Origin of the sequence: Shinella sp. WSD5-1 (genome assembly GCF_963942435.1) — a bacterium.
GTDB classification, from domain to species: domain Bacteria; phylum Pseudomonadota; class Alphaproteobacteria; order Rhizobiales; family Rhizobiaceae; genus Shinella; species Shinella yambaruensis.
In genome coordinates, this window is the sequence record NZ_OZ012596.1 from 1197434 (window position 1) to 1212802 (window position 15369).

At 66.1% G+C, this 15369-nt stretch carries 14 protein-coding genes; 12 read left to right on the forward strand and 2 right to left on the reverse strand.

Features of this window, described 5'->3' with window-relative positions:
• Positions 1-21: 21 nt before the first annotated feature.
• A complete protein-coding gene (locus AABQ55_RS05750) occupies positions 22-633 on the forward strand; it encodes a LysE family translocator (RefSeq protein WP_272804355.1) in 612 nt (203 codons plus the stop codon).
• On the opposite strand, the gene AABQ55_RS05755 is transcribed toward AABQ55_RS05750, so the two are convergent.
• Complete coding sequence (locus tag AABQ55_RS05755; RefSeq protein WP_272807396.1) at positions 634-1245, reverse strand: MOSC domain-containing protein; 612 nt, start codon at positions 1243-1245, stop codon at positions 634-636.
• A 60-nt stretch (positions 1246-1305) separates the two neighbouring features.
• Between AABQ55_RS05755 and recR the strand changes: the two genes are divergently transcribed.
• Positions 1306-1911: a recombination mediator RecR gene (recR, locus tag AABQ55_RS05760; RefSeq protein ID WP_244767449.1), complete on the forward strand. Its 606-nt coding sequence runs from the start codon at positions 1306-1308 to the stop codon at positions 1909-1911.
• A 157-nt stretch (positions 1912-2068) separates the two neighbouring features.
• A complete protein-coding gene (locus tag AABQ55_RS05765) occupies positions 2069-3310 on the forward strand; it encodes a lytic murein transglycosylase (protein WP_272804356.1) in 1242 nt (413 codons plus the stop codon).
• A 46-nt stretch (positions 3311-3356) separates the two neighbouring features.
• On the opposite strand, the gene AABQ55_RS05770 is transcribed toward AABQ55_RS05765, so the two are convergent.
• Positions 3357-4985, reverse strand: a complete 1629-nt coding sequence (locus AABQ55_RS05770; protein ID WP_244767450.1) for an MFS transporter — start codon at positions 4983-4985, stop codon at positions 3357-3359.
• Between the two features lie 257 nt (positions 4986-5242).
• Between AABQ55_RS05770 and rimP the strand changes: the two genes are divergently transcribed.
• From rimP to rpsO, 9 genes are all read left to right on the forward strand, one after another.
• Positions 5243-5854, forward strand: coding sequence for a ribosome maturation factor RimP (gene rimP / locus AABQ55_RS05775; protein WP_272804357.1), 612 nt, complete (start codon positions 5243-5245; stop codon positions 5852-5854).
• A gap of 133 nt (positions 5855-5987) precedes the next feature.
• Positions 5988-7586: a transcription termination factor NusA gene (gene nusA / locus AABQ55_RS05780; protein ID WP_064328814.1), complete on the forward strand. Its 1599-nt coding sequence runs from the start codon at positions 5988-5990 to the stop codon at positions 7584-7586.
• 29 nt (positions 7587-7615) lie between these two features.
• Positions 7616-8269 (forward strand): RNA-binding protein, encoded by a 654-nt coding sequence (locus tag AABQ55_RS05785; RefSeq protein WP_244767452.1) that lies wholly within the window; start codon positions 7616-7618, stop codon positions 8267-8269.
• A gap of 101 nt (positions 8270-8370) precedes the next feature.
• Complete coding sequence (gene infB, locus AABQ55_RS05790) at positions 8371-11019, forward strand: translation initiation factor IF-2 (RefSeq protein ID WP_244767453.1); 2649 nt, start codon at positions 8371-8373, stop codon at positions 11017-11019.
• 72 nt (positions 11020-11091) lie between these two features.
• Positions 11092-11502, forward strand: coding sequence for a 30S ribosome-binding factor RbfA (gene rbfA, locus AABQ55_RS05795; RefSeq protein ID WP_272804358.1), 411 nt, complete (start codon positions 11092-11094; stop codon positions 11500-11502).
• Between the two features lie 12 nt (positions 11503-11514).
• On the forward strand, positions 11515-12450 hold the full coding sequence (gene truB, locus AABQ55_RS05800; RefSeq protein ID WP_272804359.1) for a tRNA pseudouridine(55) synthase TruB: 936 nt from the start codon (positions 11515-11517) through the stop codon (positions 12448-12450).
• A gap of 225 nt (positions 12451-12675) precedes the next feature.
• Complete coding sequence (locus tag AABQ55_RS05805) at positions 12676-14328, forward strand: sensor histidine kinase (RefSeq protein ID WP_272804360.1); 1653 nt, start codon at positions 12676-12678, stop codon at positions 14326-14328.
• A gap of 43 nt (positions 14329-14371) precedes the next feature.
• Positions 14372-14701: an SH3 domain-containing protein gene (locus AABQ55_RS05810; RefSeq protein WP_272804361.1), complete on the forward strand. Its 330-nt coding sequence runs from the start codon at positions 14372-14374 to the stop codon at positions 14699-14701.
• A 142-nt stretch (positions 14702-14843) separates the two neighbouring features.
• Positions 14844-15113: a 30S ribosomal protein S15 gene (gene rpsO, locus AABQ55_RS05815; protein ID WP_064328820.1), complete on the forward strand. Its 270-nt coding sequence runs from the start codon at positions 14844-14846 to the stop codon at positions 15111-15113.
• The last annotated feature ends 256 nt before the right edge of the window (positions 15114-15369 follow it).

The following is a 15369-nucleotide window of genomic DNA, read 5'->3' on the forward strand; positions in this document are numbered from 1 at the left end:
GCTTTCCGCGGAGGACCTTCGATGAGCCTGATGACCCTCGTTGTCTTTGCCGGCGCGCTGATGATGGCGGCCGGCTCGCCCGGCCCGAGCATCGCGGCGCTTGTCGCCCGCGTGCTGTCGCGCGGGGCAAGGGACGTGCTGCCCTTCCTCGCCGCCATGTGGATCGGCGAGGGCATCTGGCTCACCTGCGCCGTGCTCGGCCTTGCGGCCATCGCCGAGACCTTCCATGCCGCCTTCGTCGCCATCAAGTGGCTGGGCGTCGCCTACCTGCTCTATCTCGCCTGGAAGATGTGGTTCGCGCCGGTGGAGACCGGCGACGGCGCCCTGCCGGAGGCGCGCTCGGGCGCAAAGCTGTTCTTCGCCGGCCTGACGGTGACGCTCGGCAATCCGAAGATCATGATGTTCTACGTCGCGCTCCTGCCGGCGATCATCGATCTCGGCGCCGTTACCCTCGTCGGCTGGGCCGAACTGGTCGCGACCATGTTCGTCGTGCTGGTCGCGATCGACCTTGCCTGGGTCTTCCTCGCCTCGCGCGCCCGGCTGTTCCTGAAAAGCCCGCGCGCCGTGCGCATCGCCAACCGCCTCAGCGCCGGCACCATGGCCGGTGCCGCGGCGGCCATCGCCACCCGCTGATCAGCCGGTGAGGGCCGCGCGCAGCTTGTCGTTGATCGGGGCGGCGAGATAGCGCAGCCGGTCTTCCTCCGAAACGTTCTTGCCATAGGTGCGCAGCAGCTCCGGCATGGTCACCGGCGCGCCGTCGAAGGGCGTATAGGTTGCCGGGTCACCGGCCTGGATCACCCCGTCCCGCAGCACGCGGCAGTAAAAACCCGGCCGGCCCGCCTGCATGAAGCGTTTCGCAAAGGCCGGGTCGCCCATGCGGGCGGTCAGCGTGTTGCAGGGAATGCGCGTCGAGGTCACTTCGAGCAGCACGCTCTCCGTCTCGATCCGGTCTCCGACCGAGACGCTGCGGCTGTCGAGGCCCTCGATGACGAGGTTCTCGCCGAAGGTTCCCGGCTCCAGCGTACGGCCGAGTTCCTTCGACCACCAGGCAAGGTCGATCGCGCCGAGGCCGTAGACCGCCTGCTCCGGCCCGCCATGGTGTTTCCGGTTGCAGATCGCGTCGCCCAGCAGGCCCTCGCGGTCGACGACCACGGCCGCATCGGTCGGCGTCTTGAAAATGCCCGTCTTGTAGCTTTTGCCGGGAAGCGGACGGGTAAGGCCCGTGCAAACGGCGAGAATTCTGATCAAGCGCTGCCTCCAGCAAGATGGATTCCGTTTCCCTTGGATATGGGCTAGATACCGGCAATGGCAAAACGAGTCACCGGCCCCGAAATCGAAAAACTCATCCAGCTCCTGGCGAAGGTGCCGGGCCTCGGCCCGCGCTCGGCGCGCCGCGCCGCGCTGCATCTCGTCAAGAAGAAGGACCAGCTGCTCGGCCCGCTCGCCGATGCGATGGGCGAGGCGCATCGCAAGGTGCGCATCTGCTCGTGCTGCGGCAATGTCGATACGAGCGATCCCTGCACCGTCTGCACGGACGTGCGGCGCGACCATGCGGTCATCATCGTCGTCGAGGACGTGTCTGACCTCTGGGCGCTGGAGCGCGCCGGCGCGATGAACGCGGCCTACCATGTGCTCGGCGGCACGCTCTCGCCGCTCGACGGCGTGGGACCCGACGATCTCAACATCCGCGGCCTCGTCGATCGCGTTGTCAAGGGCGGCGTGCGCGAACTGATCATCGCCGTCAACGCCACCGTAGAGGGGCAGACGACGGCGCACTACATCACCGACCAGCTCTCCGGCCTCGAGGTGAAGATCACCCGGCTCGCCCATGGCGTGCCGGTCGGCGGAGAGCTGGACTATCTCGACGAAGGAACCTTGACGGCCGCCTTGCGCGCCCGCACGGCGATTTGAGGGAGATCTGTTCATGCTAGGCTGGCTTTTACGGCTCACCCCCCTCTGCCCTGCCGGGCATCTCCCCCTCAAGGGGGGAGATCAGCTTGGGGCGAGGCCATGCCACGATTCGATCTCCCCCCCTGTGGGGGAGATGCCCGGCAGGGCAGAGGGGGGTATGGCCACCCGCCTCGCATCGCTCCTCACGCTTGCAGTCATCGCGATGGCCCTTCCCGCCCAGGCCGCCTCCAAGGCCGAGGTGGAAAAAATGTTCCGCGCCTGGATCGACAACGACCTCTGGCCGGCCGCGCAGAAGACCGGCGTCAGCGAAAAGACATTTCGCGCGGCGATGCAGGGCGTGGTGCTCAACTGGGACCTGCCCGACCTCGTGCCGCCCGGCTCAAGGCCGAAGACGGAGCAGGCGCAGAGCCAGGCGGAGTTCTCCTCACCCGGCGCCTATTTCTCTGAGAAGCGCCTGCAGGGGCTGGCGGGAACGGGAAGCCGGCTCGCCAAGACCCACGCCGCGACCTTGCGCAGGATCGAGCAGCGCTTCGGCGTGCCGGGCGAGATCATCGTCGCCGTCTGGGGCCGGGAATCCGGCTTCGGCAGCGCGAAGATCCCTTATTCGGCCGTGGAGGTGCTCGCCACCAAGGCCTTTATGTCGACGCGCAAGGACATGTTCCGCAAGGAGCTGATCGCGGCGCTGCATATCGTCGACGGCGGCGACCGGACGGTGGCTGAGTTGAAGGGTTCGTGGGCCGGCGCACTCGGCCAGCCGCAGTTCATGCCCACCAGCTTCCTGCAATATGCCGTCGATTTCGACGGTGACGGCGTGCGCGACATCTGGGGTTCGGTGCCGGACAGCCTCGCCTCGATCGCCAACTACCTCGCCAAGAAGGGCTGGCAGGCGGGCCGCGGTTGGGGCTACGAGGTATCGATCCCGGCGGGCGTCTCCTGCGCGCAGGAAGGGCCGGATCTGGCAAAGCCCATCTCCGCATGGGCGTCGAGCGGCATCACGCGCATTTCCGGCAAGGGTTTTCCCTCCGGCGAGGCGAAGGCGTCCGGCATGATGCTTGTCCCGGCCGGCACGCACGGGCCGGAATTCATCGTCACGCCGAATTTCTACGTGCTCAAGGAATACAACAATTCCGACCTCTATGCCCTCTTCATCGGCAACCTTGCCGATCGCATCGCCTACGGCAGCGGCCCGTTCCGCGGCGCATGGGGCGATGTCGGCAAGATGCTGCGCTCGGATGTGCTCGCCATGCAGAAGGCGCTCGTCGCCAAGGGCTACGATGTCGGCAAGGTCGACGGCCTGCCGGGCTACAAGACCCGCCGCTCGCTCGGCGACTGGCAGGCCAAGAGCGGCCTGACGCCGACCTGCTATCCGGATGCCTCGCTCAAGGCGAAGCTTCGGTAGGGTTCCCGCCCATCCGGCTGGCAGGAACGGGACGGGCCTCGGCGCCTCAATGGATGTCGATCTGCCGCTTAAAGCGCTCGTATTCGTGCGGCACGATCGTCTGCCGCTCGATCATGCGGTGGACGCGCGGTGGTTCGGCGCCGCTGTGCAGCAGGCGCAGCTTCTCGCCGTTGGCGGCATCGGCATGGGTGCGGCGCTGGTTGTGGCGCACATATTCCACCCAGGTCGGCACATGGTAGGTCTCGGTCCAGACCGTCGGGTTCTCGAGGTCGCGCATCAGCGCCCACTGGCCGGCGCCGTCGCGGATGCGGATGCGCCGCCGTTCGGTCATCGCCTCCAGGAATTCCGGTATGTCGCCTTCGGCGATCTCGTAGTCGATCAGAACGACGATCGGGCCGCTGCGCGGCTTCAGGTCGAGCGGCAGGTCCGGCTCGCTGAAGCGGTTGAGCGGATCGACATTGAGGCTCTGCAGCTCGGGAAGCTTGAAGCGCAGGCCGAGCGCCGCACCGGCGATCATCACGACGGCCGAGGCGAGGAGCGCGGCTTCGGCGCCGTGCGTGTCGGCCGTGGTGCCCCAGAGCCAGCTGCCCGCGGCAATGCCGCCGAAGGTGGTCGTCTGGTAGAGCGAGAGCGCGCGGGCGACGACCCAGCGCGGCGTCGAAAGCTGCACTGTCGTGTTGAACAGCGAGAGCGCCATGACCCAGGAGGCGCCGGCGATCAGCAGCACGGCCCCGGTCAGCAGCGCCGAGGCGCTGACCGCCGAAACCCCGGCGCTGACGGCAAAGCCGGTGAAGGCGAGACGGGCAATGGTCTCCGTCGCGAAGCGCTCGCGCACCCGCGCATTCATCAGCGCGCCGCCGATCGCCCCGAGCCCGAAACAGCCGAGCAGGATGCCGTAGGTCAGCGGCCCGCCCGAAACGAGGTCGCGGGCGATCAGCGGCAGGAGCGAGAGGATGGAGCTCGTCGCAAGGCCGAAGGCGAAGCCGCGCAGGAGCACCTTGCCGAGGTTCGGCGACATGGAGACGTAACGCAGGCCCGCCGATATGGCACGACCGAAATCCTCGCGCGGCAGGCCGCTCGGCGAGATGTTCGGCTTCCAGCGGAAAAGCGCATAGAGGAGGGCGAAATAGCTGAGCGCATTGGCGGCGAAGGCGGCGGCGGCCCCCGCCGCGGCGACGATCGCGCCGCCGATGGCCGGGCCGACGCTGCGGGTGAGGTTGAAGCCCATGCTGTTGAGCGAGACGGCGGCGGGAAGGTCCTCGCGCGGCACCATGTCGCCGACGGAGGCCTGCCAGGCCGGATTGTTGAGCGCCGTGCCGCAGCCGAGCAGGAAGGTGAAGGTCAAAAGCAGCCAGGGCGTGATGACGCCGTACCACGTACAGAGCGTCAGGCCGATCGCGACGGCCAGCATGAAACACTGCGCCGTCAGCATCAGCTTGCGCCGGTCGAAATTGTCGGCGAGCGCACCGGCGGCGACGGAGAACAGCATGATCGGCAGCGAGGTCGAGGCCTGCACCAGCGCCACCATGTTGGCCGAGGAGGTGATCGAGGCCATCATCCAGGCCGCGCCGACGGACTGGATGAGCCCGCCGAAATTGGAGATCAGGCTCGCCGCCCAGATCACCCGAAAGGTTTCGTTCCTGAAAGGGGCGAGGGGGGATGTCCGGTCTGGCACAGGCAGGCACTCATTCTCGACGCAGCGTTGTCGACAATCTAGTCCATAGGACGAAAGGGGCAAGCCGGTGGCGGCAAAAGCTGTGCGATCCCGCCGCCCACAGGTGAGCAGGAGGGCCGACCTTGCAATTGTGACAGACACGGTCTATATCAGCCGCAAATTCTTGATCGTCAGATGAAGAGTGGGCCCGCGAGGACCCGCTCTTTTTTATTGGCCCGATCGAGTGCATGATAACGACTATCCCGGGAGGGCATGTCATGTCCGACACGAGTGAAACAGGAAATGCGGCGATCGAGCCGCGGCTGATCGTCGAGACCGGCCTCGACCGGCGCGTGGCCGACATCATCGAGCCGACCATCGAGCAGATCGGTTACCAGCTGGTGCGCGTGCGCCTCTCGGCGCAGAACGGCGCGACGCTGCAGATCATGTGCGAGCGGCCGGACGGCACGATGACGGTCGAGGACTGCGAGCAGGTCTCGATGGCCGTCTCGCCGGTGCTCGACGTTGAGGATCCGATCGACAAGGCGTATCATCTCGAGGTCTCGTCGCCCGGCATCGACCGGCCGATGGTCCGCAAGTCGGACTTCTCGCGTTGGCTCGGCCATCTGCTGAAATGCGAGACGTCGATCCTCGTCGATGGGCGCAAGCGCTTCCGCGGCACGATCACGGCGGCGGACGAAAACGGCTTCACCCTGGAGCGGGACCAGCCCGCCGCCGGCGACGAGCCGACGGTCGTCATCCCCTTCACGGCGCTTGCCGAGGGCCGGCTGATCCTGACCGACGACCTGATCCGCGATGCGCTGGCCGCCGACAAGAAGGCCAAGGCTGCGCAGGCCGCGAACCAGAACGACGAAGACGGCGACGAATAAGTTTGTGAGTGCGTTCCGTCCCGGGGGCGTTTGCCCCTTTTGCGGGCGGGGCGGAGAGGACGGAACCGGAGCGGCGCGCCGCTCCCCGATGCCGGAGGCCAAGGCCCCGGCCTGACCATGGAGACCTGAGACAATGGCAGTCAGTGCGAACCGGCTTGAGCTTCTGCAGATCGCGGATGCCGTGGCCCGTGAAAAGGTCATCGACCGCGAGATCGTGCTTGCCGCGATGGCCGACGCCATCCAGAAGGCGGCCCGCTCGCGTTACGGCACGGAATCGAACATCCGCGCCGACATCAATTCCAAGACCGGCGAAATCCGCCTCCAGCGCCTGCTGGAAGTCGTCGAGCACGCCGAGGACTATTCGACCCAGATCCCGCTGGAACTGGCGCGCGACCGCAACCCGGACGCCAAGCTCGGCGATTTCATCGCCGATCCGCTGCCGCCGATGGATTTCGGCCGCATCGCCGCCCAGTCGGCCAAGCAGGTCATCGTGCAGAAGGTGCGCGAGGCCGAGCGTGACCGTCAGTACGATGAATACAAGGATCGTATCGGCGAGATCGTCAACGGCACGGTCAAGCGCGTCGAATACGGCAACGTCATCGTCGACCTCGGCCGCGGCGAAGGCATCATCCGCCGCGACGAGATGATCCCGCGCGAGAACATGCGCTACGGCGACCGCGTCCGCGCCTTCGTCTACGACGTGCGCCGCGAGCAGCGTGGCCCGCAGATCTTCCTGTCGCGCACCCATCCGCAGTTCATGGTGAAGCTGTTCACCATGGAAGTGCCGGAAATCTACGACGGCGTCATCCAGATCAAGTCGGTCGCCCGCGATCCCGGCTCGCGCGCCAAGATCGCCGTCATCTCGAACGATTCGTCGATCGATCCGGTCGGCGCATGCGTCGGTATGCGCGGCTCCCGCGTCCAGGCCGTCGTCGGCGAACTGCAGGGCGAGAAGATCGACATCATTCCGTGGTCGCAGGATCCGGCCTCCTTCATCGTCAACGCCCTGCAGCCGGCGGAAGTCGCCAAGGTGGTTCTTGATGAGGATGCCGAGCGCATCGAAGTGGTCGTTCCGGACGAGCAGCTCTCGCTCGCCATCGGCCGCCGCGGCCAGAACGTGCGCCTCGCCTCGCAGCTGACCGGCTGGGACATCGACATCCTGACGGAAGCCGAGGAGTCCGAGCGCCGCCAGAAGGAATTCAACGAGCGCACCAACCTGTTCATGGATTCGCTCGACGTCGACGAGATGGTCGGCCAGGTGCTTGCTTCCGAAGGCTTCGCCGCCGTCGAGGAACTGGCCTATGTCGATCTCGACGAAATCGCCTCGATCGACGGCTTCGACGAGGACACGGCCCAGGAAATCCAGACCCGCGCCCGCGAATATCTCGACCGCATCGAGGCCGAGATGGATGCCAAGCGCAAGGAGCTCGGGGTTTCCGACGACCTGCGCCAGATCGACGGCATGACGGGCCAGATGCTCGTCGCGCTCGGCGAGGACGGCATCAAGACGATGGAAGATTTCGCCGGCTGCGCCGCCGACGACCTCGTCGGCTGGTCGGAGCGCAAGGACGGCGAGACGAAGAAGTTCGAGGGCCTGTTCTCGAAGTTCGAGGTCTCGCGCGCCGAAGCCGAAGCCATGATCGTCCAGGCGCGCCTTGCGGCCGGCTGGATCACGGAAGAGGACATCGCGGCTGAAGAGCCGGCTGTCGACGGGGCCGAGCAGGACGCCTGACGGCGTCCCGCGGCTGGAGACGCCGTGGTATGGGTAAGAAGGACGACGGCGTGAACGACCGCATGTGCATCGTGACGCGCGAAAGGGGCGAGGCGGACGATCTGATCCGCTTCGTCGCCGGTCCGGACGGCAGCGTCGTGCCGGACCTGAAGCGTCAGCTTCCCGGACGTGGATGCTGGGTGAAGGCCGAACGGGCGATCGTCGACAAGGCGATCGCCAGGAAGCTCTTCCCGCGGGCGCTGAAGGCGGAGGCGAAGGCCGGCCCGGAGCTCGGGGCCGAGGTGGACCGGCTTCTGGCGGCCCAGCTCGGGGGCATGATGAACATGGCGCGTAAGGCCGGCCAGTTCATCACCGGCTCCACCAAGGTGGACCAGGCGGTGCGGTCTTTGGCCGCTCTTGCCGTGTTCCACGCGACGGACGCGGCCGAGGACGGCGTGAGAAAGATCGACCAGGCGAGGCGGGCGGCAAGCTTCCTCACCGAAGACGAAACGGAAATACCCTCCTTCAGGCTCTTTTCGGAGGGCGAATTGGAGGGCCTTTTGGGCCAGAATGCTTTTATCCATGCCGCGGCGCTTGCAGGGCAGGCGGGTGAGGGTGTAGTGAAGCGCGCAATCATGCTCGAGAAATACCGGGGCGACAGCCAAATGATGGCAAAAGGTGGCGCTGGCCAGACAAACCAATGACGCGGTCACCGGCATTCCGCCGGCCGAAATCGCATTGGAACACAATTGAACGACGGGGTCTGGTGATACGCATCCGGCCCTGATCTTAGGAACGGAACGGAATGACCGACAACAAAGACGACAAGACGATCAGCGTGGCTGGCAAGAAGACCCTGAGCCTGAAGCCCTCGGGGGTTCAGCAGGGAACCGTGCGCCAGGACATGGGTCGTGGCCGGACGAAGGCCGTCGTGGTCGAGACCCGCAAGCGCCGCATCAACCGCCCGGAAGACGAGCGGCCGGTGACGCCCGTCACGCCCGTGCAGCAGCGCCAGCCCGAACCGCAGCAGACGCGCCCCGTGCAGCAACACTCGCGCCCGGCGCCGCAGCAGCATGAGCAGAGCCGCCCGCGTGTCGGCGTGGTGCTGAACCAGCTTTCCCCCGATGAGGTCGAGGCCCGTCGCCGCGCGCTTGCCGAAGCACAGATCCGCGACGCCGCCGAAGCGCGCCAGCGCGCCGAGGACGAGGCCCGCCGCAAGGTGGAAGAGGAAGCCCGCCGCAAGGCCGAGGAAGAGGCACGCCTCGTCCGCGAGAAGGAAGAGGCCGAGCGCCGCGCCGCCGAGGCCGCCGCGCCCGCTCCCGCCGTGGAAGAGGCCGTCGCGCAGCCGGTGGCAAAGCCGGCCGTTGCCGCCCCCGCTGCCGAAACCCGCCCGCAGCCGACCCGTACGCCGGCGGTAGCGCCGGTTGCCGGCCGTGGCCGCCACGAAGCCGATGACGACGGCGACAAGCGCCCGCGCGGCGGTGCGCCCGTCAACCGCGGCAAGGTCACCCGTCCGGAGCCCGCCAAGGTGCCGGCCCGCCCGAAGACCGACGACGGCCGCCGCCAGGGCAAGCTGACGCTGACGACCGCCGCGACCGACGAGGACGGCGCACAGCGCGGCCGCTCGCTCTCGGCCATGCGCCGTCGCCAGGAGAAGTTCAAGCGCTCCATGATGCAGGAGACGCGCGAGAAGATTTCGCGCGAGGTCGTGCTGCCGGAGACCATCACCATTCAGGAACTGTCGCAGCGCATGTCCGAACGCGCCGTCGACGTCATCAAGTACCTGATGAAGGAAGGCCAGATGATGAAGCCCGGCGATCTGATCGACGCCGACCTGGCCGAACTCATCGCCGGCGAATTCGGCCATACCGTCAAGCGCGTCTCCGAATCCGACGTCGAGGAAGGTATCTTCAACGTTGCCGACGACGAGGGCGATCTGGAATCGCGTCCGCCGATCGTGACCATCATGGGCCACGTCGACCACGGCAAGACCTCGCTGCTCGACGCCATCCGGCATGCCAACGTTGTCGCTGGCGAAGCCGGCGGCATCACACAGCATATCGGCGCCTACCAGGTCGAGCAGAACGGCCACAAGATCACCTTCATCGACACCCCCGGCCACGCAGCGTTCACCGCGATGCGTGCCCGCGGCGCACAGGCGACGGATATCGCGATCCTGGTGGTCGCGGCCGACGACAGCGTGATGCCGCAGACGATCGAGTCCATCAACCACGCCAAGGCGGCAGGCGTCCCGATCATCGTGGCGATCAACAAGATCGACAAGCCGACCGCAGACGTCCAGCGTGTCCGCACGCAGCTGCTCCAGCACGAGGTCTTCGTCGAATCCATGGGCGGTGAAACGCTCGACGTGGAAGTCTCGGCCAAGAACGGCACGAACCTCGACAAGCTCCTGGAAGCGATCCTGCTGCAGGCCGAAATCCTCGACCTCAAGGCCAACCCGAACCGCACCGCGGAAGGTGTCGTCGTCGAAGCCCAGCTCGATCGCGGTCGCGGCGCCGTCGCCACCGTTCTCGTGCAGACGGGTACGCTGCGGCCGGGCCAGATCGTCGTCGCCGGCGACCAGTGGGGCCGCGTGCGTGCCCTCGTCAACGACAAGGGCGAGCACGTCAAGGAAGCCGGCCCCTCGATGCCGGTCGAAGTGCTCGGCCTCTCCGGCACGCCGGCCGCCGGCGACAAGTTCGCCGTGGTCGAGAACGAAAGCCGTGCCCGCGAGATCTCGGAATACCGCCAGCGTCTCGCCCGCGAGAAGGCCGTTGCCCGCCAGTCCGGTTCGCGCGGCTCGCTCGAGCAGATGATGAGCCAGCTGCAGAGCTCCGGCCTCAAGGAATTCCCGCTGCTCATCAAGGGCGACGTGCAGGGCTCAATCGAAGCCATTGCCGGCGCGCTGGAAAAGCTAGGGACGGACGAAGTGCGGGTGCGCATCGTGCATTCCGGTGCCGGCGCCATCACGGAATCGGACATTTCGCTCGCCGAAGCGTCCAACGCCGCGATCATCGGCTTCAACGTCCGTGCGAACGCACAGGCCCGCTCGCTCGCCGAGCGCCAGGGCATCGAGATCCGCTACTACAACATCATCTACGACCTGGTGGACGACGTGAAGGCGGCCATGTCCGGCCTGCTCTCGCCGGAGCGCCGCGAGACCTTCCTCGGTTACGCCGAGATCCTCGAGGTGTTCAACATCACGAAGGTCGGCAAGGTCGCGGGTTGCCGCGTCACCGAAGGCAAGGTCGAGCGCGGCGTGGGCGTGCGCCTGGTTCGCGACAACGTCGTCATCCACGAAGGCAAGCTCAAGACGCTCAAGCGCTTCAAGGACGAGGTCTCGGAAGTCAATGTCGGCCAGGAATGCGGCATGGCCTTCGAGAACTACGAAGACATCCGCGCCGGCGACCAGATCGAGTGCTTCCGCGTGGAGCATATCACCCGTACGCTGTAAGCGTCCGGCGGATAGACCATCGTGCGAGCGCCGGACCTTTTCGGCGCTCGCATTTTTTTGAAAGTGACGACCATGACCAGAGCAACATCCTCGGCGCCGTCGCAACGCATGCTGCGCGTGGGCGAGCAGGTGCGCGCGGCGATCACCCAGGTTCTCCAGCGCGGCGAAGTGCGCGACCCTCTTCTCGAGAAGACCGTGATTTCCATCTCGGAAGTGCGCATGTCGCCCGATCTCAAGCACGCGACGGCCTATGTCACCCCGCTCGGCGTGAAGGATCATGACGCGGTGATCGAGGCGCTGAACCGCAATTCGAAGTTCATCCGCGGCCGCCTCGGCCCGCAGTTGCGCCAGATGAAGTACATGCCAGACGTGCGCTTCCGCGACGATACCAGCTTCGACAACTACAAGAAGATCGACGATCTCCTGCGTTCACCGGAAGTCGCCCGCGATCTTTCCGCCGAAGACGGCGACGACGACAAGTAATCCAGGAATAAGATGTCCAGACCCCGCAAACCCAAGGGCCGGCCGGTTACCGGCTGGCTGATCCTCGACAAGCCGTTCGATTTCGGCTCCACCGAAGCCGTCGCCAAGATCAAGTGGCTGTTCAAGGCGCAGAAGGCCGGCCATGCCGGCACCCTCGATCCGCTCGCCTCCGGCATGCTGCCGATCGCGCTCGGCGATGCCACCAAGACCGTGCCCTATGTCATGGATGGCCGCAAGATCTACGAATTCACGGTGACCTGGGGCGAGGAACGCACGACGGACGACCTCGAGGGCGAGGTGACGCGGAGTTCGGAAAAGCGGCCTGCCGCGGATGCCATCCAGGCGATCCTCGGCGAGTATACCGGCGTCATCCAGCAGATCCCGCCGCAGTTCTCCGCCATCAAGATCGCCGGCGAACGCGCCTATGACCTCGCCCGTGAAGGCGAAGCCGTCGAGATCCCCTCGCGCGAGGTGGAAATCCATCGCCTGACCCTGATCGGCTGTCCGGACGAGAACACCGCGGCATTCGAGGTCGAATGCGGCAAGGGCACCTATGTGCGTGCGCTCGCCCGCGATTTCGGCCGCCAGCTCGGCTGTTTCGGCCATATCTCGGCACTGCGCCGCACCTTCGTCGCTCCCTTCGGCGAGGACGACATGGTGCCGCTCGCCGATCTGACGGCGCTTGAGGAGATCGCGGACGAGGCCGAGCGGCTGGCCGCCCTCGACGCGTTCCTGATCGATACCGGCGAAGCCCTTTCCAGCCTGCCGCAGATCGTCATCAACGATGACCAGGCGCACCGCCTGCGCATGGGCAATCCGATCATCCTGCGCGGTCGGGATGCACCGGTTTCCGCGGACGAAGCCTATGCGACGGCCCGTGGCAAGCTGGTCGCGATCGGCGAGATCGCCGGCGGCGAGTTCCGGCCGAAGCGCGTCTTCGGCGGTTGAAGAAGGGCTGCGGAACCAATCGTTGCCGACTTGATTTCACCACAAGCTATGGGCTTTATGGGCCGGCGAGGTTCGTTCGAGGGCGGGCCGGGCGGTGCATTGCCGTCACGGCCGCCGGCGGGCGAGGGGTGAAAGGGCTGGCCGTTGACGATTGCGCCGACTGACAGAACGGTATCCGCCGAAGATGCGGAGGAGGGTGCTGGCCCTGTCGAAAACCGCCGGCGCATGCATCATCCCGTTGCCTTCTACCTCGTCTGCCTCATCCTCGTCGTCGTCATTCCCGCCTTCCTGTTCTCCATCGTCGTGCTGAAGCGCACCAACGAGGCGCAGGAGCGCATCTTCGAATCGCTGCTGCGCACCTCGACCAGCGCCGTCAATCGCGCGGTCGAGCGCGAAATCACGGCCATGTTCTCGACGCTCAACTTCCTGTCGACGTCGGAAAGCCTGCCGAGGGGCGACTACGCGACCCTGCATGCCCAGGCGACGAAGACGCTCCAGGGCACGGACACCTATTTTCTCGTCATCGATCAGGCGATGAGGCAACGCCTCAACACGCGCGTCCCCTTCGGCACGCCGCTCAACACGGCGTCCGAGCAGGTTTCGGCGCGTCTGGCGCTGTCGCGCGGCGAACGCATGGTCTCCGACCTCTTCTTCGGCCGCACGGCGCAGCATTGGGTGTTCAATGTCTACATGCCGGTGCGGCTTGCCAATGGCGAACCCGTCCTTCTGACATTGACGAAGAATGCCGAGGCGTTGCGGCGCGCGGTCAATCCGGACATTCTCTCGCCCGGCTGGAACGCGGCCGTGCTCGATTCCGCCGGCACGGTCATTGCCTCGACCGACGAGAAGCAGAAAACCGGCCAGCCCTTCTTCCTGCGCGTCGTGCCGTCGTTGCGGCTCGGCGTCAGCGCCATGCGGCGGGATGGCGTCGACTATCAGGTCGTCACGGAATTCTCCTCGCTTGCCGGCTGGCGCATGATCGCCTGGGCGAAGGCGTCGGACGTGCAGGCGCCGGCGGTTTCCTCCTTCCTGTGGCTGACGATCGGCGGCGCGGTCTTTGCCGCACTCGCCGCCATCAGCGCCGTCGGCATCGCCCGTGTCCTTTCCCGTGATGTCCGGCTGCTGGCGCACGATGCGCGCCGTCTTGGCCTTGGCGAACGGGTGTCGCCGCGCCCCTACGCCATTTCCGAGCTGGAAACGGTGTCGCGCGCGCTCGCCGAAGCCGCCGATGCCCGCGTCAAATCGGAAAACGAGGTGCGTTTCCTGATGCGCGAGGTGGCGCACCGCTCGAAGAACCAGCTCACCGTCATCCAGGCCATGCTGAACCAGTCGGCCGCGGCGGCGGAAAATGCCAGCGACTTCGCCGAGACGTTTCGCAGGCGCGTCGCCGGCCTTGCCCGGTCGACGGACCTGATGATCGCCAATGCCACCCAGGGCGTGAACCTCATGGAGCTTGCCAAGAACCAGCTCAAACCGTTCACGCCCGACGATGCGGGGCGCGTGCGCATCGCCGGCCCATCCGTTCTCCTCGATCCGCAGGCGTCGCAGACGCTCGGCATGGCGCTGCACGAACTGTCGACGAACGCCACGAAATACGGTGCGCTCGCCAACGAGACCGGCATCATCTCCCTCAGCTGGGTGACGTCCGGCGCGAATCTGAACCTCATCTGGCGCGAGAGCCGGGCGACGATCGACAGGCAGGCCATCGCCGCCAGCCGCAAGGGCTTCGGCAGCGTCGTGCTGGAGCGCATGCTCGGCATGGCGCTCGATGCCAAGCTGGACTTCATCGTTCACGACGACGGCATCGAATGGCGCGTGACGATCCCGCTCGCCCGGTTGCGCGACGAGGACGGCCACGAGCAGGGAGCGGCGCAATGAGGAAACCGCTCCTTTTCCGATGCATCGGCCATGGGTGTGTTTCATGACGTCATTCCTGCGTGGGGCCGCCGTCTCGGCGTGCCTTGTCCTTTCAGCGTCCCAAATCCTTGCCGCCTATGGCCAGTGCTCTGTCGACGATCCGACCGGCACGCCGCTCAATGTGCGCGCGGCGCCGAACGGCCCGATCCTGACGACCCTTGCGAACGGAACGCAGGTCGAGATCGTCGAGGAGAGGAAGGTCGGCACGAAACACTGGCTTTTCGTCGCGCGGCAGGGCGTGCAGCTCGGCTGGGTGTTCGGCGCCTATGTCGTGTGCAAGCAGCCCGGCGATGCGCGCGAAGCCGCGCCCAGCCAGCCGGCCGAGCGGCGTTGACGACGGCTCTTTTCTTTCATGAGGGAATGGTTTATAGGCACCGCCAGCAATGCGGGGCTTTCCCCACTTGCCTTCACGGCCATCGCTGGACGGCATCCCGGCTTTTGGCGACCCTGGTTCTCCATTCATGAAAGGACATACGATGTCGATCACTGCTGAGCGCAAGGCTGCGCTGATCAAGGAATACGCCACCAAGGAAGGCGACACCGGTTCTCCGGAAGTTCAGGTCGCGATCCTGACCGAGCGTATCAACAACCTGACCGGCCACTTCAAGGACCACAAGAAGGACAACCACTCCCGTCGTGGCCTTCTGACGCTGGTTTCCAGCCGCCGCTCGCTTCTTGACTACCTCAAGAAGAAGGACGAATCCCGTTACAGCAAGCTGATTGCTGCCCTCGGTATTCGCCGCTAAGCAATTTCGGCGGGCGTTCCTTGCGAGCGCCCGCCGCTTTCTTTTGCGGAACGGACGTTTCGCTAGAGCAGTTCCGGCAGAGGCGCGCCGCGCCTTTGCGTTTGGGATTGCGCAAGACAGACAAGACCGTTTCGCCTGTGCCGGTTGAGGCCGCCTCGCGAAAGGGGATTTTCCAGCAGGCCGGATGGGCCGGTCCTGCGGAACCAACCGATGACCTGTCATGGGGCAGGATTGCAGGATGCTTCAGGCGCGCGCC